General features: G+C 36.3%; 26 protein-coding genes and 1 tRNA gene. 6 read left to right on the forward strand and 21 right to left on the reverse strand.

The features are described from left to right. Positions 1–18 precede the first annotated feature (18 nt). The 5 genes from phoX to ACU8YW_RS21355 form a co-directional block, all read right to left on the reverse strand. Positions 19–936, reverse strand: coding sequence for a phosphate ABC transporter substrate-binding protein PhoX (gene phoX / locus ACU8YW_RS21335; RefSeq protein WP_088064419.1), 918 nt, complete (start codon positions 934–936; stop codon positions 19–21). A 331-nt stretch (positions 937–1,267) separates the two neighbouring features. Then, a complete protein-coding gene (locus tag ACU8YW_RS21340; RefSeq protein ID WP_088064420.1) occupies positions 1,268–3,400 on the reverse strand; it encodes a peptidoglycan D,D-transpeptidase FtsI family protein in 2,133 nt (710 codons plus the stop codon). Between the two features lie 109 nt (positions 3,401–3,509). Further along, positions 3,510–4,787, reverse strand: coding sequence for an MFS transporter (locus ACU8YW_RS21345; protein WP_088064421.1), 1,278 nt, complete (start codon positions 4,785–4,787; stop codon positions 3,510–3,512). 115 nt (positions 4,788–4,902) lie between these two features. Beyond that, on the reverse strand, positions 4,903–5,514 hold the full coding sequence (sodA, locus tag ACU8YW_RS21350) for a superoxide dismutase [Mn] (RefSeq protein WP_001052034.1): 612 nt from the start codon (positions 5,512–5,514) through the stop codon (positions 4,903–4,905). A 221-nt stretch (positions 5,515–5,735) separates the two neighbouring features. Next, positions 5,736–5,809 (reverse strand) — tRNA-Ile (locus tag ACU8YW_RS21355). 242 nt (positions 5,810–6,051) lie between these two features. Here ACU8YW_RS21355 and ACU8YW_RS21360 point away from each other — a divergent pair. The 3 genes from ACU8YW_RS21360 to ispG all read left to right on the forward strand — a co-directional run bounded on the left by ACU8YW_RS21360 (position 6,052) and on the right by ispG (position 8,515). Continuing rightward, positions 6,052–6,810 (forward strand): DUF1189 domain-containing protein, encoded by a 759-nt coding sequence (locus ACU8YW_RS21360; protein ID WP_000021902.1) that lies wholly within the window; start codon positions 6,052–6,054, stop codon positions 6,808–6,810. Positions 6,811–6,881: 71 nt separating this feature from the next. Then, positions 6,882–7,247, forward strand: a complete 366-nt coding sequence (gene yqfZ, locus ACU8YW_RS21365) for a protein YqfZ (RefSeq protein ID WP_048541536.1) — start codon at positions 6,882–6,884, stop codon at positions 7,245–7,247. Between the two features lie 164 nt (positions 7,248–7,411). Then, the gene (gene ispG, locus ACU8YW_RS21370) at positions 7,412–8,515 is read left to right on the forward strand and encodes a flavodoxin-dependent (E)-4-hydroxy-3-methylbut-2-enyl-diphosphate synthase (protein WP_075308387.1); all 1,104 of its coding nucleotides are present in this window, start codon (positions 7,412–7,414) and stop codon (positions 8,513–8,515) included. Between the two features lie 79 nt (positions 8,516–8,594). Here the strand turns inward: ispG and ACU8YW_RS21375 are convergent, their stop codons facing one another. The 4 genes from ACU8YW_RS21375 to ACU8YW_RS21390 form a co-directional block, all read right to left on the reverse strand. Beyond that, complete coding sequence (locus tag ACU8YW_RS21375; protein WP_001054512.1) at positions 8,595–9,008, reverse strand: Fur family transcriptional regulator; 414 nt, start codon at positions 9,006–9,008, stop codon at positions 8,595–8,597. Between the two features lie 13 nt (positions 9,009–9,021). Further along, on the reverse strand, positions 9,022–9,855 hold the full coding sequence (locus ACU8YW_RS21380) for a metal ABC transporter permease (protein ID WP_000613823.1): 834 nt from the start codon (positions 9,853–9,855) through the stop codon (positions 9,022–9,024). Next, a complete protein-coding gene (locus tag ACU8YW_RS21385; RefSeq protein WP_001059648.1) occupies positions 9,855–10,625 on the reverse strand; it encodes a metal ABC transporter ATP-binding protein in 771 nt (256 codons plus the stop codon). The genes ACU8YW_RS21380 and ACU8YW_RS21385 overlap by 1 nt, the downstream gene beginning before the upstream one ends. 241 nt (positions 10,626–10,866) lie before the next feature. Further along, a complete protein-coding gene (locus ACU8YW_RS21390) occupies positions 10,867–11,745 on the reverse strand; it encodes a YitT family protein (protein ID WP_000435955.1) in 879 nt (292 codons plus the stop codon). Positions 11,746–11,894: 149 nt separating this feature from the next. Between ACU8YW_RS21390 and ACU8YW_RS21395 the strand changes: the two genes are divergently transcribed. Then, a complete protein-coding gene (locus ACU8YW_RS21395) occupies positions 11,895–12,149 on the forward strand; it encodes a DUF2624 domain-containing protein (protein ID WP_446893999.1) in 255 nt (84 codons plus the stop codon). A gap of 26 nt (positions 12,150–12,175) precedes the next feature. Here ACU8YW_RS21395 and ACU8YW_RS21400 read toward each other — a convergent pair whose 3' ends face one another. Together ACU8YW_RS21400 and ACU8YW_RS21405 are read right to left on the reverse strand one after the other, a co-directional pair. Then, a complete protein-coding gene (locus ACU8YW_RS21400; protein WP_088064422.1) occupies positions 12,176–13,072 on the reverse strand; it encodes a deoxyribonuclease IV in 897 nt (298 codons plus the stop codon). A 190-nt stretch (positions 13,073–13,262) separates the two neighbouring features. Then, the gene (locus ACU8YW_RS21405) at positions 13,263–14,573 is read right to left on the reverse strand and encodes a DEAD/DEAH box helicase (protein WP_000194012.1); all 1,311 of its coding nucleotides are present in this window, start codon (positions 14,571–14,573) and stop codon (positions 13,263–13,265) included. Positions 14,574–14,753: 180 nt separating this feature from the next. Between ACU8YW_RS21405 and vrrA the strand changes: the two genes are divergently transcribed. After that, on the forward strand, positions 14,754–15,488 hold the full coding sequence (gene vrrA / locus ACU8YW_RS21410; protein WP_097907663.1) for a VrrA/YqfQ family protein: 735 nt from the start codon (positions 14,754–14,756) through the stop codon (positions 15,486–15,488). 89 nt (positions 15,489–15,577) lie between these two features. Then, positions 15,578–16,528, forward strand: a complete 951-nt coding sequence (locus ACU8YW_RS21415; RefSeq protein WP_087985254.1) for a 4-hydroxy-3-methylbut-2-enyl diphosphate reductase — start codon at positions 15,578–15,580, stop codon at positions 16,526–16,528. 38 nt (positions 16,529–16,566) lie between these two features. Here ACU8YW_RS21415 and ACU8YW_RS21420 read toward each other — a convergent pair whose 3' ends face one another. The 10 genes from ACU8YW_RS21420 to ACU8YW_RS21465 all read right to left on the reverse strand — a co-directional run bounded on the left by ACU8YW_RS21420 (position 16,567) and on the right by ACU8YW_RS21465 (position 25,640). Then, entirely contained in the window at positions 16,567–17,688 is a 1,122-nt protein-coding gene (locus ACU8YW_RS21420; RefSeq protein ID WP_088064425.1) for a Nif3-like dinuclear metal center hexameric protein, read from the reverse strand. Beyond that, the gene (locus ACU8YW_RS21425) at positions 17,685–18,392 is read right to left on the reverse strand and encodes a tRNA (adenine(22)-N(1))-methyltransferase (protein ID WP_088608156.1); all 708 of its coding nucleotides are present in this window, start codon (positions 18,390–18,392) and stop codon (positions 17,685–17,687) included. Before ACU8YW_RS21425 ends, ACU8YW_RS21420 begins: the two co-directional genes overlap by 4 nt. A 165-nt stretch (positions 18,393–18,557) precedes the next feature. Then, on the reverse strand, positions 18,558–18,914 hold the full coding sequence (gene cccA / locus ACU8YW_RS21430) for a cytochrome c550 (RefSeq protein ID WP_000828141.1): 357 nt from the start codon (positions 18,912–18,914) through the stop codon (positions 18,558–18,560). A gap of 385 nt (positions 18,915–19,299) precedes the next feature. Next, positions 19,300–20,427, reverse strand: a complete 1,128-nt coding sequence (rpoD, locus tag ACU8YW_RS21435; protein WP_000764061.1) for an RNA polymerase sigma factor RpoD — start codon at positions 20,425–20,427, stop codon at positions 19,300–19,302. A gap of 59 nt (positions 20,428–20,486) precedes the next feature. Next, positions 20,487–22,283, reverse strand: coding sequence for a DNA primase (gene dnaG / locus ACU8YW_RS21440; RefSeq protein ID WP_000528234.1), 1,797 nt, complete (start codon positions 22,281–22,283; stop codon positions 20,487–20,489). An 82-nt stretch (positions 22,284–22,365) separates the two neighbouring features. After that, on the reverse strand, positions 22,366–22,536 hold the full coding sequence (locus ACU8YW_RS21445; protein ID WP_179862445.1) for a DUF188 domain-containing protein: 171 nt from the start codon (positions 22,534–22,536) through the stop codon (positions 22,366–22,368). 598 nt (positions 22,537–23,134) lie between these two features. Further along, positions 23,135–23,947, reverse strand: coding sequence for a pyruvate, water dikinase regulatory protein (locus tag ACU8YW_RS21450; RefSeq protein WP_000368941.1), 813 nt, complete (start codon positions 23,945–23,947; stop codon positions 23,135–23,137). Positions 23,948–23,976: 29 nt separating this feature from the next. Beyond that, positions 23,977–24,609 carry a transcriptional regulator CcpN gene (gene ccpN, locus ACU8YW_RS21455; RefSeq protein WP_002077328.1) on the reverse strand — a complete coding sequence of 211 codons (633 nt, stop codon included), beginning with the start codon at positions 24,607–24,609 and terminating at the stop codon, positions 23,977–23,979. 107 nt (positions 24,610–24,716) lie between these two features. Then, positions 24,717–25,463, reverse strand: coding sequence for a DNA repair protein RecO (gene recO / locus ACU8YW_RS21460; protein WP_000487012.1), 747 nt, complete (start codon positions 25,461–25,463; stop codon positions 24,717–24,719). Between the two features lie 33 nt (positions 25,464–25,496). Further along, positions 25,497–25,640, reverse strand: coding sequence for a YqzL family protein (locus tag ACU8YW_RS21465; RefSeq protein ID WP_000883924.1), 144 nt, complete (start codon positions 25,638–25,640; stop codon positions 25,497–25,499). Positions 25,641–25,805 lie beyond the last annotated feature (165 nt).

Genomic DNA, 25,805 nt, shown 5'->3' on the forward strand with positions numbered 1-25,805 from the left:
CCCCTTTCCACCCTGACATTACCTTTTTATTTCTGTTAACATCCGCAGCTGTTCATTATATTTTTCTTTTGGTAATTTTACATATCCAACCTCTTCAGCGAGATTACCAACATGCTGAATCATAAACTCAATATAATTTGCTACATTCATTTTATTTCGGATAGATGCATCATTCACATAAGCAAATAGTGGCCTAGATAATGGCTTATACTTACCTGATTGAATGGTATCTTTCGTCGGAAGTACACCATTCACTTTTATTGCTCTCACCTTATCTCGATTGGCCATATAATAAGCATATCCTACAAAAGCAATGGCATTTTTATCATTCATTACCCCTTGCATAATAACTTGATCATCTTCAGACAAAGAGACTTTTTTTACAATGCGACTATTTTGTAAGATGACATTTTGAAAATAATCATACGTACCAGAGTCTACACCTGGCGCATAAAACTTCACCTGTTCACGTGGCCATGAAGAATGAATTTGTGACCATCGCTTTTCGTTTCCATCTTCACTCCATAATAGACGTAACTCGTCTACCTTCATATTGTTTACCCAAGTATTTTGGCGACTCACAACGATCGTAAGACCATCGTAAGCGACTTCAAACGGTGTAAACTGAATAGAGTTTTTCTTCATTTCATTTTCTTCCACTTGTTTCATTGCTCTCGAAGCATTATTTATATCTACTTCTCCTTTACTGAAACGATTAAATCCTCCTCCTGTTCCAGAAACACTGATAGAAATTTTCACGTTTGGATGCGCCTTTGTATATTCCTCCGCTACTGCTTCTATAATAGGGAAAACTGTTGAGGATCCATCAACTCTCACTTCTCCCATTTCATTCACAGCAAATACAGTAGACGTGCCAACATAAAGAAAACATGTCGACAGCATGAAAACTTTAATCGATGCACTTATCCATTTCACGTGTTCTTCCTCCTAGAAGTAACCGGAAATAACAGGATTACAGATATAAGAATACTGCTAAACTATTAATTCGGTTTTAATTGTTTGTAAAAGTTTTGTAAAGTTCCACAAGAATCAACATAAGGGGAAACTTGAATCCGTAGCCACCGTTCATCTTCACTGATGATTGGTCTATAAAACCGTTCTCCTTCAGAGGAGATACATACATATCATTTGTGAGATTCCTCAATTTTCCGATATGATATGCTTGTCCATTTTATTAAAACGTATGCATGAACCATAAAAAAAAGCACACTATCTTTTCAGATAGTGTGCTTTTTTTACAACTTTTTTATTCGTCATCTTGATCTTGATTTTTCTTTTTCTTTTTATTATCTATTTCCTCTTTTGAAGCTTCGCCATTTTCTATTTTTTTCAAATCAAAGTACGCGTCCATAATATCACGACTAATATATCCGTTAATACCTGATTTATCATCCACCCAAGGTACAACAACAGAAAATGCTACTTCAGGGTCTTCAAGTGGCGCATAACCTACTAACGTTAAGTTATATGTTTCTTTACGCTCACCGTTTGCCTTTCTACCTATCTCTTTATCTCCGCCATACACAGTTTGAGCTGTACCTGTTTTACCAGCAGCTTTATATGGTGCACCTGTAAAGTATTTCGTAGCTGTACCACCAGAATCGTTAAATACTTGTCTAAATCCTTCTTGAACACGTTTAATTTGTGATTCAGGCATATCAATACGATTTAGTACTTTCGGTTCCATTGAATGAACCACTTTTCCAACTTCGTCTGGTTTCACTGCCGGTTGACGAATTTCTTTCACAACTTGCGGCTGCATACGGTAACCACCATTTGCAATTGTTGAAACATATTGCGCTAATTGAAGTGGTGTATACGTATCATACTGTCCAATTGATAAATCTAATAAGAAACCTGGCTGAATTCCTTTACCTGTTTGGCCCGCTGATTCATTCGGTAAATCAATACCTGTTTTCACACCAAGTCCAAACTGTCCGAAATAATAACGCATCGTATCAAATGCTTTTTGTGGTATATCTAACGTACCACCTCTCACATATTGAACACCTGCGAGATTCATCGCCGTTTTAAACATATAAACGTTAGAAGACATTTTTAATGCTGTCAAATCATTAATAGATCCCATCGTCTTCCAAGAAGATTTTTTCGGCGTTCCTTTCAATACGATTGGTTCATCAAGTTGGTAGGAACCTGGTTGAATGGCATTTGTTTGATATCCTGTAAGTACCGTCGCACCTTTTACAGTTGATCCCATCGGATAAGAGCTTGTCATCGTTCCTAATGCGAAATCTTGCACTTTCGTTTCGCCATTTTCTTCCACTAACTGTTTCCCTGCCATAGATAAAACTTCACCATTTTTCGGATTCATCATTACAACAAATGCACGATCTAAAAGAGGTTGTCCCCCTTTATATCTCAATAAATTTTTAGTGATAATTTCTTCTACACGCTTTTGTAATTCCATATCAATTGTTAAATTCAGATTGTTACCACTTTGCCCTTTTGATACATTAATCGTTTCTAAAATATTACCGTTTTTATCTGTAATATTTCTCACTTCCGCTTTATTACCGTGCAAACTATCTTCATATTGCTGCTCAAGATAACTTTTCCCTACGCGGTCATTTCGATTATAATCACGAACAAGATAGTAATCTAGTCTTTCTCTCGGTAAACCTTCATCAGACGTTGACACCCCGCCAAGTACACTTCGGAATAAATCATCATAAATATACTTTCGATCCCAATCAACATTTGTATCTACACCCGGTAATGTTGCTAGATTTTCACTAATAATCGCGTATTCTTTTTCTGTAGCATCCTTTTTAATGACTTGTGGCGTCATCGCATATCCGCCGTCCATTTTGCTTTTAATCGCTAGCACTTCTAAATCTTTTGCGGATAATTGATTCACTTCTTCTTCTGTCACGCGATTTCGTTGACGCTCATCTACTTCTTTATCGTCAATTTTTTTATCTTTTAACTCTTGACGATCTTTATTCGTAATTTTTTCTTTAGCTTCCTCTTTGTGCGTAGCAAGCCAATAGTCTTTTTTATCGCGATCTGTTAATTTATCTGTCGGGACTTCAATCAAATCTGCTAACTTTTCCGCTGTTTCTAAGCGAGCCTCTGCAGTTGACCCTTTCATTTTTGTAAATGTAATCGTACGTACAGCTGCATTATCTACTACAGCTCGCCCATAACGGTCAAATATTTTCCCACGTGGTACAGGATTACTTATCGTCGAGTTCTCTTTCCTCTCCACTTCATTCTTATATTCCTCACCGCGAACAATTTGTACATATCCAAGCCTTACAATAACCGCGGAGAACATTAAAAACACGCAGAAAAACAGCACGTTTAACCGAAAAGGAACGTGAGTCTTTTTCTTTTGTTGTTTCTGCTTCTTGCTCATACAAACCCCCTCTACCAACAGCTATGTAATGTGAAAGGGACACCTTCATACAGGTGTCCTCACTGCTGTCTTACATCTTTTTCTATTCTAGCATAAAACAACCGAGAAGTTAACCTTCTGGTTCTGTTTGATTCTGCGCAGTCCCTTGCCTTACAACACTTGTTTTACTTGCATTTCCCTCATCATATTTGACATTTTTAACTGCAAAATAAATAAGGAAATGTCCTGCACCTAAAATACATAATAAGTAAGGTAAACTTTTTTCAGGCGGAAAGAATAATACAGCACATAAAAAACTTAAAATCGAACAAATTCTTCCTGCATTTAACCATAATTCCCGGACAACTACATACTCTACACGCCACTCTCTCGCATTTTTCGCTCTGCCAATTACATCATATGTCATGGACCCGTACGGAACGAGCAAAATAGGGTATGCAACCGCAATACACGCTGCATAAATAAGTAATTTTGCGTATGTAACGTCGAATATAACTAAAAATACGACAGCATATAAAATAATGCCTCCAAGCAAAATTGCTTTTTTCCGCCACTCTTTCTTTAACATACGAGTGACTAAGTAGTAACATACAAATGATACAGCAGAATTTACTAAGCTATATTTTCCTAAGGCGAGTTCGCTATCCGTCGCTAAATACACGTACACGGAAATCACAAAAATAAACGTTCCCTCTCTCAACCCTTGGAAAAAATGAGCACGTGTAATTCTTCCCCAATTTTTATCAATCTGCCGCTCTTTCAATACTTGTACAATTTCATACCGTCCTTCACATTCTCTCTTAGATACAAAAAAGCTTAAAATAACAGCAATTGCAAATAACACTAACGAAAGAAAGAATATGACCGTATAGCCGCTCCATTTTTCCATACGTGAAATTGTGTATCCAGCTGCTATCGGTCCAATCATGCCAGAGAAGGATGTAAGAAGTCCAAGAAACCCATTAAAGAAATCTCTTGTTTCTGGTTCTGTAATCTCAAATGTTAATAAGTTAAACGCGAGCCAGTAAAAACCATATCCGACTCCTAAAAGAGCCCCCATTAATAAAATATAGTGAGAAGCGCTTTTTCCCGCTACTAAAACAACGATAAAAAAAATAGCTAACGTGCCTACGCCTATTCGTAACAAGATTGAGCGATCAATACGCTTCGCTAATTTCCCACCTATAAGAAATGTGAGAGGCTGTAATACAACGCTGGCCAAATTATACAAGCCAAGATTCACATAATTTTGTGTTTGTTTCCATAAATAAATGTTAACAAACGTATTCGATAAAGAAATTGCGAGCGTGTATAAACCTCCAATAAGGAGCAACAACACTAAATCCCGATTCACTTCAACGTCACCAATTATATGTTTCCACTTCATACACAACTCTCCTTTACTTCATGTTCTAGTCTTCCAAAGACAAGCCCAATTATGTAAAAGGAAGCATAGAAAAAAGCTAGGAGCATTCTCCTAGCTTTTTCTATCGTTATTACAATTATTTTGCTTCTTGGTAACGTTTTTCAGCAGCGTTCCAATCTACAACGTTCCAGAATGCACCGATGTAGTCAGGACGACGGTTTTGGTAATTTAGGTAGTAAGCATGTTCCCAAACATCTAAACCTACAACTGGAGTTTTACCTTCAGTTAGAGGAGAATCTTGGTTTGGCGTGCTTGTTACTTCTAGCTCACCATTGTTTACTACTAACCAAGCCCAACCAGAACCGAAACGAGTTGCGCCAGCTTTTGCGAATTCTTCTTTGAATGCATCGAAGCTACCGAATTTCGCTTCAATTGCAGTTGCAAGTTCGCCTACTGGTTGTCCGCCGCCGTTTGGAGATAAGATTGTCCAGAAGAATGTATGGTTAGCATGTCCGCCACCATTGTTACGTACTGCTGTACGGATTGCTTCTGGTACTTCGTTTAAGTTTGCAACTAATTCTTCTACGCTTTTGTCAGCTAATTCTGCATGACCTTCTAAAGCAGCGTTTAAGTTTGTAATGTAAGTGTTATGATGTTTTGTATGATGGATGTTCATTGTTTCTTTGTCAAAGTGAGGCTCTAAAGCATCATACGCATAAGGTAAATTTGGTAATTCGTGTTTTGCCATTGTTATATTCCTCCCAGTTTATGTATTGCCACTTAAGTGACATACAACTTCATTCTACCCTAATTGCCATAGGGTGCAAACAAATAAATCACATTGTCTTGCTATCATTAACGTAGCAAAAATCCCACTTCTTTTCAATTAAAATGCTCATATATTCCGTAAAAAAAGCTCCCTTCTACAAGGAAGCTTCCCACTGACATAATAAACATGCGAAATGGATATGGACCCTGTAGGACTCGAACCTACGACCGGACGGTTATGAGCCGTCTGCTCTAACCAGCTGAGCTAAGGGTCCACAATTATGTATGTAACAACATATCAAATAAAGGAATTCCTATCGGATATATCCTTTAAGAAATGTAAGATAAATTTACCATATGGCAAAGAAAAGTGTCAATTGTATTTTTCTCATATAAAAGAAGAAAATTAATAAAAAGAAATTTAGTTATCTCCACTATATGTAAATATAATATATCTTGAGATTCTCTAGATTCCTACGTTACAATGATTTTATACATACATAAAGGAAGTGAATCTATGTCCATATTTACCCAATTAGCAAAAAGCGTATATTCGCCTAAAGATATGGCGTTATTCCGTTTTCAAAAAATCGGAAAAACCATTTTGTATATTATGCTACTTTGTCTAATCACTACTATTCCAAGAACATTCTTTTACGGCAGCTTTATTCAAGATAGTGTTACCATGGTAAATCAAGCAATTGAAAAAGATTTACCTGATTTTAAAATCGAAAACGGTGAACTAAAAGCAGATATTGAACAACCTATTCTAAAGGAAGAAGGAGATGCTCTTTTCGTATTTGATCCCAATACAACAGATATAGAAACATATCAAAACAAAACTGGTTTATTTATTTTAAAAGATAAAGTAGTTTCTATAGGAAATGGTCAAACACAAACATACTCCTATAATGATTTATTAGGGACATCTCTTGAGAAGAAAGACTTGCAAGATTTCATTTCTGTATTCGATAGTATTTATCCAATTTTACTAGCTGTTATCGGCGTGTTAGTATATCTATTCCAATTGTTTATTACTTTCTTAGGAATTACTTTACTTGCGTTTATAGGTTCTGCTATGAGCGGTCAACGTAAATTATCTTATAAGCAAGTATGGACGTTAACTGCATACAGCTACACAATTCCAACAATCTTCTTTATGATTATGGATCTATTCAAAATTGTTGTACCTGGTTCAACATTCATTTATATCGCAGTTGTTTTAATTGTTCTTTACTTAACGATTAAAGAAGTTCCAAAACCGAAAGAAAAATAAAAACGAAAAAATGCCTAAATAGGCATTTTTTTTTTGGACAAGCATATATTCCTAGCAAAGGAGTGAAGAATATGAAAAGATTAGGTATATTCTTATTCGTGCTTGTTCTTGGTTATATATTTTATTACGATATAAAAATCGGCACTTTACCGATGTTAAGTTCATATAAAAAAACAACCGCTGCCCAAACGATAAAGCAAGAAAATACAGATACAAAACAAAAGAAAGAGAACAAAGCAGAAAAAGAAACAGATGTAACTTATAAAACAATCGAAGTCAAAACAGGTGAGACAGTTCTTTCTATTACCGAACAAATCAATAAGAAAAAAATCCCTTCCATTGAAAAGGTAATTGATGACTTTAAACAACTAAACAAAAGTACATCTGCTACAAAAATACAAATTGGAAAGTCTTATAAATTCCCGTTATATCAATGAGCAATCACTTAATCCTTGTCAATTACATAAAGGCGCTGATACAATAGTAAAAGTGAAACCGAGCACTTCGGTTTCTATAGCCCTGTATCACGTATACTTTCATTGATATGAGGGACTAAATAAGAAACTTCTTTTATAAGGAGAGCGATCTATTCGTGAATGAAATGACTCATCGTACAAAAACACGTCCAGTTAAAGTCGGTAATTTAACAATTGGCGGTAATAATGAATTAATTATACAAAGTATGACAACAACAAAAACACATGATGTTGAAGCAACAGTTGCTGAAATTAAACGTTTAGAAGAAGCTGGCTGTCAAGTCGTCCGTGTTGCTGTTCCAGACGAACGCGCAGCAAATGCTATTGCTGATATTAAAAAACAAATCAACATTCCACTTGTTGCTGATATTCATTTTGATTATCGTCTTGCTTTAAAAGCAATTGAAGGTGGCATTGATAAAGTACGTATCAATCCAGGTAACATTGGTCGTCGCCATAAAGTAGAAGCTGTTGTAAATGCAGCAAAAGAACGCGGTATTCCAATCCGTATCGGTGTAAACGCAGGTTCATTAGAACGTCACATTTTAGAAAAGTACGGATACCCAACTGCAGATGGTATGGTCGAGAGCGCCCTACATCACATTAAAATTTTAGAGGATTTAGATTTCCACGATATTATCGTATCTATGAAAGCCTCTGATGTTAACTTAGCAATTGAAGCATATGAAAAAGCTGCTCGTGCTTTTGATTACCCATTACATTTAGGTATTACAGAATCCGGAACATTATTTGCCGGAACTGTAAAAAGTGCCGCTGGTCTTGGCGCAATCTTAAATAAAGGCATCGGAAATACACTACGCATTTCATTAAGTGCTGACCCAGTTGAAGAAGTAAAAGTTGCGCGTGAACTATTAAAGTCATTCGGTCTTGCATCTAATGCAGCAACACTTATTTCTTGTCCAACTTGTGGTCGTATTGAAATTGATTTAATTAGCATCGCTAACGAGGTGGAAGAATACATCTCTACACTAAAAGTACCAATTAAAGTTGCAGTACTTGGTTGCGCTGTAAACGGTCCTGGTGAAGCTCGTGAAGCTGATATCGGTATTGCCGGTGCACGTGGAGAAGGATTATTATTCCGTAAAGGGCAAGTTGTTCGTAAAGTACCAGAAGAAATAATGGTAGAAGAACTGAAAAAAGAAATTGATGTAATTGCTGCTGAAATGGCTGCTGAACGAGAAAAAGAAAAAGAAACACAAGAACAATAAAAAGAAGGTTGCCACAATATTTGTGGGCAACCTTCTTTTTTACGTAAAAAAGCTCGTCAGTTATGTAACCGACGAGTTCTTATTTTGCACATTTTGGACAACGGCCATATATTTCAAACTTATGACCGGTTACTTCATAACCGTTAAAATCTTTATTCATAAAATCCATCGGGCAGGAAGTAATCTCTTTCGTTCCCCCGCAATCTAAACAAATAAAATGATGATGATGTTCCATAATAGAACATGTAAAACGAAAATGTTTTTCACCATTTAATTCCGTTTGTTCTAAAACACCGATTTCAGCAAACACCGTTAAGTTACGATAAATCGTATCAAAGCTAAGACCTGGATAATCATCCTTCATATGCTCTAAAACGTCTTTCGCCGTTAAATAACGATTGTGAGCTGCAAATAACCTGAGCATTTCTTCCCTTTTCCCCGTATGTTTGTATCCTTTATCTTTCATTAGGCGTAAAGCTTCTGTTAGATTCATATCTATCCCTACTTTATGCAGTTTTTTTCTTTTTCCATAAAATCGCACCAATTAAAATAAGAACTGCTATCATAACAATTGTACCACCTGGTGCTAGATCAAGTTGATATGAAGCAAACATTCCACCAATTACTGCAATTTCACCAAATAAAATGGAAAAGAAAATTGTTTGTTTAAATCCATTCGCAATACGAATACTTGCTGCAACTGGTAACGTCATTAATGATGATACGAGAAGAACCCCTACTACACGCATTGATACTGCAATAACAAGAGCAACCAATATAATGAAAATAAAGTGAATCCACTTTGCACTCAAACCGGTTGATACAGCATATTCCTCATCAAACGATAGTAAAAATAACTCTTTGTATAATAAAGTGATCGTTACAATAACAACAATTGCTACAATGCCGATGATTATTAAATCCGTACTTGTTACAGCACTTACACTCCCAAATAAATAACTAAATAAATCAGTGTTAAATCCATTTGCAAGTGATATAAAAATAACCCCAATCCCCATTCCTGCTGAAAGAATAATCGGAATTGCTAATTCTTGATAATGTTTATATACAGTACGTAATTTTTCAATTAGTAACGCCCCACCAATAGAAAAAATCATTCCCATATATAACGGATTTAAAAATCCTCCTGTGAAAATTGTTTTTTCTAGTAGTAAACTTGCAGCAATACCCGATAATGTCACGTGACTTAAAGCATCCGCAATAAGCGACATTCGGCGAATGACAACAAATACACCGATAAGCGGCGCAACAAGTCCTATTAAAATCCCTGCATATAAAGAGTTCCGTAAAAAGTCATATTGTAAAAAATCTTGTATCATTATATCCTCCCGTGATGCTCATGCTCGTGTTCTAAACGATGAACATGATGTCCATATAAGACGGACATTTCTGCATCTTCTAACTCTCGGAACTTCTCTACATTTCCATGGAAATGTAGATGTTGGTTTAAGCATGCAACATGTGTTACCTTCTCTGTAACAGCTCCCATATCATGAGTAACGAGAATTAATGTGATTCCTAACCTTTTGTTTAAATCCTCTAATATCTCATAAAAACTTTCTACATTCTTCACATCGATTCCAACAGTGGGCTCGTCCAAAATAAGTAATTCAGGATCACTAACGAGCGCACGAGCAATAAATACACGCTGTTGTTGTCCACCAGAAAGTTCTCCGATATTGCGCCCTTGAAACGCACTCATCCCTACATCAGCAATCGCTTTTTCTACCTTTTCCTTATCGTTTTTCGTGAAAAAGCGAAACAGCCCTTTTTTCGAAACGAGTCCCATTGATACAACTTCAAAAACAGTGGCCGGAAAACCAGAATTAAAGCTATTTGCCTTTTGCGACACATAACCAACTTTGTTCCATTCTTTAAACTTCTTACTGTCAACACCAAACAAACGAATACTTCCCTGTTTTGGCTTTAAAACGCCTAATAAACATTTTAGCAAAGTAGATTTCCCAGAACCATTTGGCCCAACTAAACCTAAAAAAGCTCCCTTCGGAACTTGCAAATTAATATCTTCTAACACATTTCGATCTTCATATCGAAATGACAATCCTTCTATTTCTAATATATTATTCATAGCATCTCACCTATTTTAATTCAGAATGATTCCGATTTATATCTATTTGAATTATAGTACAGCTTATTATAGTTGTAAACCAATCTGCCTAAAATATATCAATTTTTTCAAGAAACCTTACTATTATAACAAAAAGCAGAGAAAAATTCTCTGCTTCCGAAAAATATTCCTATAAAATGAAACCTTAATCAGATGAGGCCATCCCCTAACGATTGGCGAGGGTTTTTACTGGATAAATTTTCTAGTGGATAGCCGATTTAAACTTACCACCATTTGTCTCTTGTGTATTCATAATCGTAACAAACGCATTCGCATCAATTTCATACACAATTGATTTTAACTTCGTCACTTCCAGACGCGTTACAACTGCATAAATAACTTCTTTTTCTTTATCCGTGTAACCGCCTTTCGCTACAAGCTTTGTAGTTCCACGACCAAGACGATGCAAAATCGCATTTGATACTTCCTCATATTGATCTGATACAATTAAAACTGCTTTCGTTTCATCTAAACCTTGAATGACTGTATCAATTGTTTTGAATGCGATATAGTACGTCATAACAGAATACATAGCTTGTTCAACACCAAATACAAATGCTGCCCATGCAAAAATGAATAAGTTCACAAACATTACAAATTCGCCAACAGAGAAAGGTAATTTCTTCGTTAATAAAATACCCATAATTTCTGTTCCGTCCATTGATCCACCATGGCGAATAACGAGCCCTACACCAATACCTAAAATAAGACCACCAAACACTGTTGCTAAAATCGGCTCTGTTGTAAATGGCGGAACAGCATGTAACGTTGATTCAATAAACGCTAAAGCTACAATACCGAACGCCGAAGATAACATGAACGTTTTCCCGATTTGCTTATAACCTGAATACATAAATGGGATATTGAGAATAACGACTAAAGTAGAGAAACTTAACCACCAAATATTAGGAGTAAGATAATCTAATATAAGAGAAATACCAATAATTCCACCATCAATAATTTTATTTGGCATTAAAAATAGTTCAATCGCTACCGCTGCGCATGCTGCCCCAAAAATAATCATAACTAAACGATAAATAAGATGGATAACACTTTCTTTTCGATGTTGCTTTTGTTCCATAGGTCCTCCTTATACTCTTTTTCTATAGTTTTGTCCTTATATTATAACATACGCTTCTTTTTCTCATGGAAAAAGAAACTCTATACGAATATGTACAAGCTACGTACTCATATATTTCGATAGAAGAACGTGTGAAGGAGGATAACTCGATGAACCTCATTAAACAACTTGTAAATAAAAAATTAAATCATATTTCTACAAAAGAGTTATTGAAATATAGTAAAGAATATGAAGTTTCTATTACGACTGCACAAGCGGATCAAATTGTTTTACTTATGAAAGGAAAGAATATTAACATTTACGATAATGACGAACGGCTAGATCTCTTAAAACAAATAGCAAAAGTAACCTCCCCTGCTACTGCCCAACAAGTAAATACTTTATTTCAGCAACTACTAAAATAAGGAGGGGAAAATCCCCTCCTTATTGCTTATTGCGCTTTAATTTTCTCAAGAATTCCTTCATCAAAAGTACCATTTTTCAGCATTTCGATTTCTAATTTATATGGTGGCTTCTTATCTTTTTTATCTTCACCTACATATGGCGTTTCAAGAATTTTTGGTACGTGCATTAACTGCGGATGATGCACAATATGATGTAACGCTTTATAACCGATATGACCGAAGCCGATATTTTCATGACGGTCCTTTCCTGCGCCGCATACATTTTTACTATCATTAATATGAAGTACTTGCAAACGATCCATACCAACAATCTTATCAAATTTATTTAATACGCCGTCAAAATCATTTACAATATCATATCCTGCATCGTGCGTATGACACGTATCAAAGCATACTGATAATTTTTCATTATATTTTACACCATCAATAATCTTTGCAATTTCTTCAAAGCTACGACCGCATTCTGTTCCTTTTCCTGCCATCGTTTCTAACGCAATGTTAACCGTCTGCTCTGGCATTAATACTTCATTAAGCCCTTTAATAATTTGTTGAATACCAGCATCCGCTCCTGCACCAACGTGCGCACCTGGGTGAAGAACGATTTGTTTCGCTACACCTAATGCCGATGTTCTTTCAATTTCCATGCGAAGGAAGTCTACACCTAATTGGAATGTTTCTGGCTTCGTCGTATTCCCAAGATTAATAATATATGGCGCATGTACGATAATTTCCTCAATACCGTTTAGTTCCATATGTTTTCTTCCTGCTTCTATGTTCAATTCTTCAATTGGTTTTCTTCGTGTATTTTGCGGTGCACCTGTATAAATCATAAACGTCGTTGCACCGTATGAAACAGCCTCTTCACTTGCTGCTAATAACATTTTCTTACCACTCATAGAAACATGAGATCCAATCTTTAACATACAATCACCTCTTCAATATACAATAGATATAATGATAGCATAATTTGTAGAAATATGTAGCGAATTGTTTGTTCCTAAAACACTACGCAAATTGTAACTAGCTACACCGAAACTTTAATCAGTGTTTTTTCATTCCCCACCGATTATTATCCCGCAAATATCCGGATAAAAAAAGATAAGGGGGCTCCCCTTATCTTTTTTTATTGCTATATTTTTTCTTCACTTTATCACGTTCTGTTGCAAGTTTACGTTTATAGTTTGGTTTTACTTTTTTCGGCTTTTTAATAACTTTCGTTGCCATAACATCAAGTTCATCATTTGGTTTTTTACGGCTCTTACGACGACGACGTTCACCTAAATCCGCCCACTCATCTCCGCGTAACTCTACATGCTTGAACTCAATATGACGTTGTTTTTCTAAACTATCTAACGCTTCTTCGTTTGCTGGATCATAAATCGTCACTGCAATACCTGAATGCCCCGCACGTGCTGTTCTTCCAACGCGGTGAACGAAGAAATCTAAATCTGATGGAAGTTCGTAGTTAATAACATGACTAATTCCTTCAATATCAATACCACGTGCTGCTAAATCAGTTGCAACAATATATTGGAATTCAAGATCACGAATTTGTTTCATCATTTTTTTACGATCACGCGGTGATAAATCTCCGTGAATTCGTCCAACTTTTAAGCCACGTTCCATTAATCCGTCAGCAACCTGATCCGCCATCTTCTTCGTATTCGTGAAAACAACTGCTAAATACGGTTTAAATTGTAGCAACATTTTGTTCACTAAATCGATTTTGTTACGATGTTTAGAAGGTACTAAATAATGCTCAATATTCCCAGCCGCAACTTGTTTTGGATTGATATGAATATGCTCTGGATTCTCCATATATTTCTTCAGAAACGGTTTTAGTTTTTGAGGAATTGTTGCAGAGAAAACTAGCATTTGCAGGTTTCTAGGCATGCGTGATGCAATTTTGTCTACATCATGAATGAATCCCATATCAAGCATTAAGTCTGCTTCATCGACAATAATAGTATTTGCTTTATGAACAAATAATGCTTGTGCTTCCACTAAATCTTTAATACGTCCTGGTGTTCCAACTACAATATGAGGTTGTTTTTTCAACTTTTCAATTGATCGTTGTTTATCAGTTCCACCAATTAAACAACGTGCTGTAATCATTTGATCTTCCGCACAAAACTTTGTTAATTTCACGATTTCTTCGTAAATTTGTTGTGCTAACTCACGAGTAGGCGCTGTAATAACAAGTTGTACTTCTTCACGACTTGCATTAATTCTGTTCAATGTAGGAAGTAAGTATGCATGTGTTTTCCCAGAACCTGTTTGGGATTGTCCAATTACACTTACACCTTTTTTCACGACCGGGAAAATTTTCTTTTGAATTCCTGTCGGCTCTGTAAAGCGTAGTTCACGAACTGCATCTATTAAAAATGGTTTAAAATCATACTGTGTAAAAGTTTGTTGTGTCATAAGTTACACCTTCTTTCTAAATTTCTACTGCGCGCACAAATCAGCCAAGTCTACATTATATCGAAATCTACAAGTAAAATCCATCTTTAGTTTAGGTTTTTACTTCAAAAACTAACCTTCTTCCCTCTTATTGCATATTGTATGTGTATATACCTAACTGAAGAAAGGAGGATTTCTCACATGTTTCCAAAATCCCACACAAGGCAAATGTATCCGAATCAAGGACAGCAACCTTATACACCATATCCAATTCCACAACTACCACCGATGGCACAAAAAAAGAAAGGGTTCCTTGCTAAACTCTTTAAAAAACACGATCCAACCGAGCCTTTCATGCAAATGGTTCCACCTTATCGACAAATGGATGGACCGCCGCCAATGATGCACCAGCAACCGCCGCCCCAATACCAACAACAATACCAATACCAACAACAATACCCGCAGCAATACTCACAACAATATCAACCATACATGCAGCAACATCCAGAGCAAATGATTCCCCCTCAAATGTATGAATCAAATGAAACGCGCGGCGGTGCAGCAACTACAGCAGCATCAAGTAGCGGCATCGGCAGTTTTTTTGCAAATTTAATTTCGAATCCAACTAATATGATAAACAATATTGAAAAAGTATCCCAAGTCGTTCAATCTGTAAGCCCTGTCGTCGAACAGTACGGTCCTATTATGCGTAACCTACCAAGCATTGTTAAAATCCTCACCTCTGGAAAAAGTACGGAAGAAGATCCAACTAAAAATCCAACTGAAGACATAACAGAAAAGGTTGAGGTAGCAACTCCGCCTCCTCCACAAAAAAAAAGAAAAAGAAAAAAAATAGTGATTGAGCCTGTCATAGAAAAAGAATTACGAGAGGAGCCTGTTCAAAAAATAGCAACAAAACCAAAACTATATGTGTAACAATCCTTTGTTTTCTATCCATTCCTCCTTTATAATGTAAAAGACTATGCACAAAAGTATCCCTTGTTTAGAAGGAGAGGATTACTCATATGAAAATTGTTAAAATTTCCCCTCGTGGTTATTGCTACGGTGTTGTGGACGCGATGGTTATTGCACGTAACGCCGCATTAGATACATCATTACCAAGACCTATTTATATTTTAGGTATGATTGTTCACAACAAACATGTAACAGATGCATTCGAAGAAGATGGCATCATTACATTAGACGGTCCAAGTCGATTAGAAATTTTAGATAAAATCGATTCTGGTACTGTTATTTTCACTGCACACGGTGTTTCTCCAGAAGTTAAACAACGTGCAAAAGAAAAAGGTTTAACGACAATCGATGCCACTTGTCCAGATGTTACAAAAACACATGACCTTATTGAAGCAAAGAAAGCTGAAGGTTACCATGTCATTTATATCGGCAAAAAAAATCATCCAGAACCAGAAGGTGCAGTTGGTATTGCACCTGACATCGTTCACCTTATCGAAAGAGCTGATGATTTAAAAACATTAGAAATTCCAACAGATAAAATTTTAGTTACAAATCAAACAACGATGAGCCAATGGGATGTTCAACATTTAATGGAGGACATTCAGAAGAAATTCCCAACAGCAGAATTCCATAAGGAAATTTGTTTAGCAACTCAAGTTCGCCAAGAAGCTGTCGCTAAACAAGCTGATGTTGCAGACTTAACAATTGTTGTCGGTGATCCGAAAAGTAACAACTCAAACCGTTTAGCACAAGTATCACAAGAAATCGCTGGTACGAAAGCATACCGCGTTGCAGACGTAAGTGAGATTAAATTAGAGTGGCTACAAGGTGTAGAAAACGTAGCTGTTACAGCAGGTGCTTCTACTCCAACTCCAATTACAAAAGAAGTTATCGCTTTCTTAGATCAATATGATCCAATGAATCCCGCTACATGGGAGAGAGTTCGAAAAGTACCATTACAAAAAATATTGCCTCGTGTAAAAGTGAAAAAAGAACAATAATAAAAACCGTTGCCTATAAGCAACGGTTTTTATTTTTCTTATACAAATGTAAATGGATCTGTATGTAATTGCGAAGCATGAATGTGTACATTGAGTTTCTTGTCATCCAATTTTTCTTGTAATTGCTTTTGTACACCTTGCTTCATTACTTTTTCAACGTTATGTCCTGGGTCAACTATATTTAAACCGAGCATCATCGCATCATGAGCAACATGATAATACATGTCACCTGTTACATATACATCCGCTCCTTTAAATTTAGCTTGATTGATGTATTTGTTACCATCGCCACCAAGTACAGCTACTTTGCGCACTTTATCATTTAAATCCCCAACAACTCGTGCACCCTTTACATCTAATGATTTCTTTACATGTTCCGCAAACTGTCCAAGTGTCATTTCTTCTTGTAAATATCCTATTTTTCCAAGCCCTAATGTTTCACCTTTGTTATCAAGTGGATACACATCATATGCTACTTCTTCATATGGATGTGCCGTTACCATTGCTTTAATCACTTTTCGCTGTAGTGAAGCTGGAATTATCGTTTCGATTCGCACTTCTTCTACGCGTTCTAACTGCCCAGTTTCCCCGATATAAGGATTTGTTCCCTCTTGAGGTACAAACGTACCTGTACCCTCGCTATTAAACGTACAGTGGCTATAATTGCCGATATGACCAGCACCTGCGTCTCCTAATGCTTTTCGTACTTCTTCTGCATGAGTTACTGGCACAAACACAACAACTTTTTTCATTTCTTCTGCATATGTCGGTGCCAAAACTTCTGTATTTTGCAATCCTAACGCCTCAGCAAGTAAATCATTTACCCCACCCTTAGCAACATCCACATTTGTATGTGCTGCATAAATGGCAATATCATTTTTAATACACGTTTCAACAATTCTTCCGTACGCTTTATCTGTATGAATCGCTTTTAACGGATTAAAAATTAAAGGGTGATGCGCAATAATGACATTCGCCCCTAATTGAATTGCTTCATCCACAACTTCCTCCGTTACATCTAACGCAATCAATACGTGTTGTACGGGTTTATTAAGCGCTCCAATTTGCAGGCCAATCTTATCTCCTTCCATCGCCAAATGCTTCGGATACATACTTTCAAATAAAGAAATAATTTCATGGCCATTTGGAATTTTACTCATGATAAAACCTCCCGTATCATTTTCATTTTCGCTTCTACTTCCGCACGCTTCGCTTTTGTTTCTTCAGAATCAGCCGCACGTTCTAACTGCTTTAAAATATTTTGGAAGTTTTTCAATTCCCCTTCCCATTTTTCAACGAAAGCTTCACCTTTTTCTTTTATTAAAAATGGTCCCATAAATAATTCCGCTTGTTTATTTTCAGAATAAGGCACCGCAACGTCTCCTCGCTCGCCTACTAAAATCTCGTAAATTTTCCCATCTTCTTTTACGATTTTTTCATGGATAAGCTCCCATCCATTCTCAATAAACCATTCACGAATGTGATGCGCTGCAATATTCGGCTGTAAAATTAAACGAGTTACCCCTTCTAATTTTTCTTTACCACTTTCTAAAATGTCACGAATTAACGCTCCGCCCATTCCAGCAACCGTAATTACATCTACTTCTCCTGGCGCGATAACAGCTAATCCATTCCCTTTACGCACATCTACTTTATCTTGTAAGCCACTTTCAGCTACAGTTGCTTGTGCAGAGCGAAATGGTCCATCTACAACCTCTCCAGCAACTGCTTTTGTAGCAATATTATTTATAATTGTATAACACGGTAAATACGCATGATCCGATCCAATATCAGCTACTGTAGATCCTACCGGTATTTCACGCACTACTTCTTCTAATCGTTTTGAAAGCTTTACTTCATTCATGTATTTCCATTACTCCTTCTCTTGTCAGTCTGTCTCCATGATAATGAATTTATAGTCGTTGTTGCAAGCCTATAAAAACAATTCACTTCTCTATCACTCATCGTATTTTAGAAAATATAGAAAAACAAGCCCTTTGCATAAGCAAAAGGCTTGTCATACGGAACTTTATTTTTTCTTCGATAACCAATCAGCTACTTTAGCGGCTTGATCAGCTGGAACTATATTGGCAGGCATATTTCCTTTTCCTTTCGAAAGAATTTCTTTAATTTCATCTTTTGAAAGTTTTCCACCAATTTTTTGTAAATTAGGTCCTACTGCCCCTTGTAACTGATCACCGTGGCAGCTCGTACAGCTTTGCTTCACAATATCCTCTGGTTTTGATGCTGTTTGTGCTGGCTTCCCGCCATTTTTTGCATCAGCTAACTCTTTAGATTTATTTAGCCCCTGAAATGAAAATACAAACATAACGATAATACCTAATGCTGCAATAAGAGCGAACGGAATCAGCGGATTACGTTTCATATCTCTTCTCCCCCCTCTATACCCCTAAATAGTTAGATGATTCAGTCATTTCCATTGTACTTGAAAACGCTCTATCAGAAAAGAGTAAACTACTAATCGTTAAAAATATTCCATACATTCAGTTTATTGTTTTTTATTGTTATATCGCTTATTATTTCGATAATTATTAACGTTTCTCATCATATTTTTCACTTTTCTACATATATTTTTGTATAGAATACACAAAATTAATCGAAAAATCGAAAAATGAGCATTTGCAAATCAAAAGACAATTCTGTAAAATAAATTACAAGAAATTGTAATCGTTGCTGATAGCTAAAGTTTAACAAAAGTTAACAAAATAAAAAAGTTTACTTCACAAAGGTGAAGTAAACTTAAAGGTAGCCTATTCTAAGAAATCCTTAAGACGCTTACTACGGCTTGGATGTCTTAATTTACGAAGTGCTTTTGCTTCAATTTGACGGATACGTTCTCTCGTTACGCCGAATACTTTCCCAACTTCTTCAAGCGTACGAGTTCGTCCATCATCTAAACCAAAACGAAGACGTAGAACATTTTCTTCACGATCTGTTAGTGTATCTAACACATCTTCTAATTGTTCTTTTAGCAATTCATACGCTGCATGGTCCGCAGGCGATGTTGCTTCTTGGTCTTCAATAAAATCACCTAAATGGGAGTCATCTTCTTCACCGATCGGTGTTTCAAGAGAAACTGGCTCCTGTGCAATTTTTAAGATTTCGCGTACTTTTTCTGGAGCAAGATCCATTTCTTCACCAATCTCTTCAGGAGATGGTTCGCGTCCTAAATCTTGTAGTAATTGACGTTGTACACGAATTAACTTATTAATCGTTTCAACCATATGAACTGGGATACGAATTGTTCGTGCTTGGTCTGCAATCGCACGTGTAATCGCTTGGCGAATCCACCAAGTTGCATACGTACTAAATTTGAAACCTTTACGATAATCGAACTTTTCAACCGCTTTAATTAGACCCATATTCCCTTCTTGGATTAAGTCTAAGAAAAGCATACCACGGCCCACGTAGCGCTTTGCAATACTTACTACAAGACGTAAGTTTGCTTCTGCAAGACGACGTTTCGCTTCTTCATCGCCTTCTTCAATACGCGTTGCAAGTCGAATTTCTTCTTCTGCAGATAGTAAATCTACACGACCAATTTCTTTTAAATACATACGAACGGGATCATTGATTTTAACCCCAGGTGGTACACTTAAATCATTAAGGTCAAATTCTTCTTCCGCTTTTGTAATTTGGCGATTATTAGGACCTTCGTCGTTATCATTGTCACCAACTAAGTCAATCCCTTGTTCACCTAAATATTCATAGTATTCATCCATTTGATCGGATTCAATTTCAAATCCATTCATGCGTTCTGCAATCTCTTCATATGTAAGAACGCCACGTTTTTTTCCGAGCTCAGTGAGTTGTTCTTTCACTTGCTCAAGGGTCATTTCAGTTTCAATTTGTTTAGAACGAGCTGGTTTGTCAGCCATCTGTTCCCCTCCTTACGCGAGATACAAACATTCATTATACTAAAAATTTATCAAAAAAGCTATTTTCTCGCTTTTTGATTTTGTAAATATGCTACATAATATTTAGCAGCCTCTACAGGATCTGTTTTTTCCATTTGTTTTACCTTAAAGATGATTTCCATCTTTTCAAGTTTTTCTTGATGACGGCTGAGCGTCTCCAAATGGCCTTGTAACACTTCTTCTGTGTATTCTGGATTAATAAATTCATCCGTCGAAATATCAGTGATAATATTTTTCAACTTCTCATCAGAGAGCCAACTTAAAAATGTTCCGACTGAAGGTTCATTTCCCTTTTCATAATATGCGTATAGTTCATATAAAATCCCTTTATGTTCTTCTGTATGAAAATCTTCTATGTGGGATTCCATACGAACAGCCACTTCTGGACTTTGCAACATATGATAAATAATTTCTCTTTCTGCCCTTTCAAAACCTGTTAACTTCGGTTTTGTTTGAACAATTTGAGACGGCTTAGAAACCTGCTTTACTTGTTTTTGCTGTACCTTTTGTTCTTTGCGATATTGGTGCAATTGATTCAAAAGAGTTTCCATTGAATACGAAAATTCTTGCGATAATGACTTCAAATATGATTCTGCCTGCATCGCATCCTGTAGCAACGATAACTCTTTTAAAACACTTTTCACATATTCTTCTTTGCCAGACTCATCTTGCAAATTTTTCCCTAAACGCAAATAATTTATTTTAAAACCAACAAAACTTATACTTGATTTCACAAGATTTTCAAAAGCAGTTGTCCCATATTGTTGCACATATTCATCAGGATCAAGCTTATCTGGCAAGGATGTAACTTTCACTTGGCAACCAACTTTTAGCAATAATTGCCCTGCTTTCATCGTTGCTTCTCGCCCTGCTTTATCACCATCATAGCAAAGAACAACAGTTTCAACGTTACGTCGCAGAAGTTTTGCTTGTTCTTCAGTTAAAGCTGTTCCCATTGTCGCGACAGCTTCTTCCACACCACTTTTTACCGCAGCCATTACGTCGGCATACCCTTCAAAAAGGACCACTTGCCCACGCTTTCTAATAAACGGCCTCGCTTGGTGGAAGTTATACAACAATTTACTTTTATGAAAAATCGGTGTTTCAGGGCTATTTAAATATTTTGGAGTGTCATCTCCTAATGCCCTTCCACTAAACGCTATCACTTTACCTTGTAACGTATAGATTGGAAACATAACTCTTCCACGGAAGCGATCATAATGACTACCATCCTTCTCGCTTCTTATGAGAAGACCAGCTTGTTCCATACTAGACAGCGATAAACCTCTTTTTTGTAAAATTTTCGTTGCTGCATCCCAAGCAGGTGACGCATAACCAATTTCAAACTTCTCAATCATCTCTTTCGTAATACCACGTTTTAACAAATACGAAAGTGCTTCATTTCCTTCTTCTGTATTTACTAATAAATGATGATAGTACTTTTTCAAAAGTTCATGAGCCTGTTGCATGATGACAGTGTCATCAGATATGTCTTCTTGTTGTCCTTGCCCTGATGTATACTCTGCAACCGCCATTCCATTTCTTTCACCTAGCTTTTGAACAGCCTCGGTAAAAGCCAATCCTTCCATTTTCATTAGAAAGGAAAATACATTTCCACCTTCTCCACATCCGAAGCAATGAAAAATTTGCTTATCAGATGAAACAGAGAATGAAGGAGAATTCTCACCATGAAATGGACAAAGGCCAAAATAGTTACGCCCCTGTTTTCTAAGTTGAACGTATTCACCAATCACTTCTACAATATCCGATGACGTCCGAATCTGTTCAACAACTTCTTCGGGAATTCTGTTCCCCATAAATCCATCTCCGTGTCGTATTTTGTATTCGATAAAAATTAAAAAATTCCTTTATAATTCGACAATATTTTTTCTAAACTTATTAGAAAGTGTTGTCGATCACGTTATCAAACGATTTTGTAGGCCCTTTTCTGCGTAATTTCGCAGATACGTACCTACTATATAAAATTGTATCCATTTGCTCACCTGTTACAAATGTACCTCCTGGAGACAATACATATACACTTTTTACAAGAAGACTAGCAAGCACCATATCCTATGTGATCACGAGATCTGTTTTTTTTGCATGTTGATACATATAAAAAATCAACTGTAGCTTATTCAGTATCTACGTAGATCCAATTTCCCTTGCTACTTCCTTAAACGATGAGCATACGATGTGACAAACAAAATTTCGACATGAACTTTCGTTCCAACTTGCACAATTTTCAGCATTCACAGGCTATGCATCTGCATCAACTAATACGATATTGATGTTTTGCATATTTCTGTATTCTACATCCCTTCTGCGAATCCTTCCATAATGTGCGTTTTCTTGTATAGATTTTGTCGATTTAACGTAATTACATGTCTTTTCGTAAATCCTATCCCTAGTTTATTCTGAAAAATTAAAGTCTAAACGTAAAATATAGGTTTTTATCACAATTTTTTATTATAATATATTTTCTTCAACTACGCTACATATCCCTTTATTTTTTCATCTTCTATTTCAGGATAACGAAACCCTGCCTTTAGCATAATAAAAAGACAGAAGAATATAAGTATAACCACTCCGCTATAATCTATTACGAAATTAACAGGTATTGTGTTTCTCACGAGCGAAAAAAGCACATTCACCTTTGGTAAATGTGCTAAAACAATTTTTGGTTTTGCACTGCATTCACAATAATGTTGGCTGTTTCTTCAATCGCTTTATTCGATACATCAATTACTTGACAATTTATTTTACCAACTACATTCTCAAAGTGATCAATTTCTTCTTTAATACGATTAATATTGGCATATGTTGCACCATCACTTAGTCCAAGTGATTTCAATCGCTCTTTTCGAATATGATTCAACTTCTCTGGCGTAATTTTCAAACCGAAGCATTTTTCTTTAGCCACTTGATATAACTCTTCAGGCGGATCTACTTCTGGTACGAGCGGTACATTAGCAACTTTCAAACGTTTGTTATGAGCTAAATATTGAGAAAGTGGTGTTTTTGATGTGCGCGAAATCCCAATCAACACGATATCTGCTTTTAAAATACCACGCGCGTCTCTACCATCATCATACTTTACAGCAAACTCAATCGCTTCAATCTTTTTAAAGTATTCTTCATCTAATCTACGAACAACACCCGGCTCATATCTTGGTACTTGCCCTGTAATTTCTTCAATTTGATCGATAAGAGGCCCGATAATATCATATGCCTCTACGCCTTCTTTCGCAGCCTCTGTCACTAAATACTGACGCATGTCAGGCTTTACTAACGTAAAACAAATAAGCGCTTGATTGCTCTTAGCAATCGAAATCACTTCTTTTAATGTCCCTGTATCTTCTACATACGGTACACGTCTAATATCAGGAGCAAATGGGAATTGCCCCATCGCTGCTCGAACAACCAAATCAGCCGTTTCTCCAACAGAGTCAGATACGACATATACGATTTTATTATCCATTATATTACCTCACTTTAAACAAATTACACTTATTCGTTATTTACTAAGTTTACAAACGCACGTGTAATATTTGTTTTTGTAATTCGTCCAATCACTTCTAAACCTTGCTTCGTATCTTTCACAACCGGCATCGCATCAATCTGTCTTTCTATTAATTCCATCGCAATATCATACAAAGAATCCTCTCTACGACACATCGCAATGTTTGGCATCCTTGTCATGATAATATTAACCGGAAGAGAGGTTAAATCCTGCTTTCCAAGGCTAGCTCTTAATAAATCTTTACGAGACACAACACCAACTAATAGAATCGCCTGATCTACAACAAATAAGGTACCTACGTCCTCTAAAAACATTGTACAAATCGCATCGTATACTGATACATTTTTATCAATTACAGCTGGTCTAGATTGATAATCTTGTACTTTAATTTTCTTAACAGCCTCAGATAATAGCTGCCCCCCGGTTTTACCCGTATAAAAATAACCTACGCGTGGACGCGCTTCTAAATAACCAGCCATCGTTAAAATTGCTAAGTCTGGTCTTAGTGTTGCACGTGTTAATCCTAATTGCGCAGCAATTGACTCCCCTGTAATAGGACCGTGATCTTTTACAATCTGAATGATATGTTCTTGCCGTTTATTCAGCTCTATGATAATCACCACCTTTAATGCACAACGAAAAAAGTTATACTATCTCTTAAATATTATATACTAAATATGCTATTTGAAAAAGATAGGATGTAAAAAGGACCGTATACGGCCCCAAATTATATTTGAAACTTATCAAGTTGTTCTAAGAAACGTCTTGACTTCAAATAAATCCCGCAATATTCATCATAATATGTATTCAATACTAAACGCATTTGTTTTTTTGTGCTATCCTTCACCGATACATTACCAAGTCTATGTAAATCGAAGTGGTAGAAAAGACGTAATAATTTATGAACAGCTTCCCCCACTGGTATACGATACTGGTCTTGCTCAGCATGACGCGAGCACAGAAAACCGCCTTCCCGGACAGAGAAGGCGACAAAATCTGTTTCTTGATGACAAATCGCACATGTATCAAAGTACGGGCGCATCCCTAATACCGGAAGCATTTTCGTTTGATAAATTAATGATAATACTTCTGAATCAACACCCTCACACATATAATGCAACGTTTGATATAACATTTCAAATAAATATGGATTATGTTTTTTATCTTCTGTTGCTTTATCAGTTAACTCAACAATAAATGATGCATAAGCAGTTAAAAATATATCCTCGCGAATTTCTTTCATAGTTGAAATAATCTCGCCTTGTTGCAAAGTTCCAAGTCCAGATCCCATTTGAATAAGAAAATTACCATGGGTCATAAGTTGCGAAACAGATGCTAACCGGCTTTTCGGTTTTTTCGCTCCTCTTGCCATTGCACTTACCTTACCCAATTCTCTTGAGAATATTGTAACAATCTTGTTCGTTTCTCCGTAATCTGTCGTACGGATAACGATGCCCTCAACTTTTTGAAACATGTTCGTCACCATCCAAGGTTTGAACAAAACGGGTCAAGAAATTGGAGAGTCTAGATGCGCTAGCTCCTCTTCATGTTGATCCATCTCATCGTTTACGTCTTTTTCCATTTCTTTCAAAAGCAAGTACGTTTCAATGCTTCCTGTTTTGGAGAAAAACTTCCAGGTAAAATCTAGCATAAGAATCCACCTTTCTCAATAAGCGTAGCCTATAAACCAATTTCCTTTGTTGTTATTAAATTGACCCATTTTGTCCATTTTCATGTGAGAAAAATTTTTCCTAATTTATCAAAACTCATAAAAACCAATAATCAGCGGATGAACAAAACATCCGCTGATTACAGA

The organism is Bacillus pretiosus (assembly GCF_052947655.1).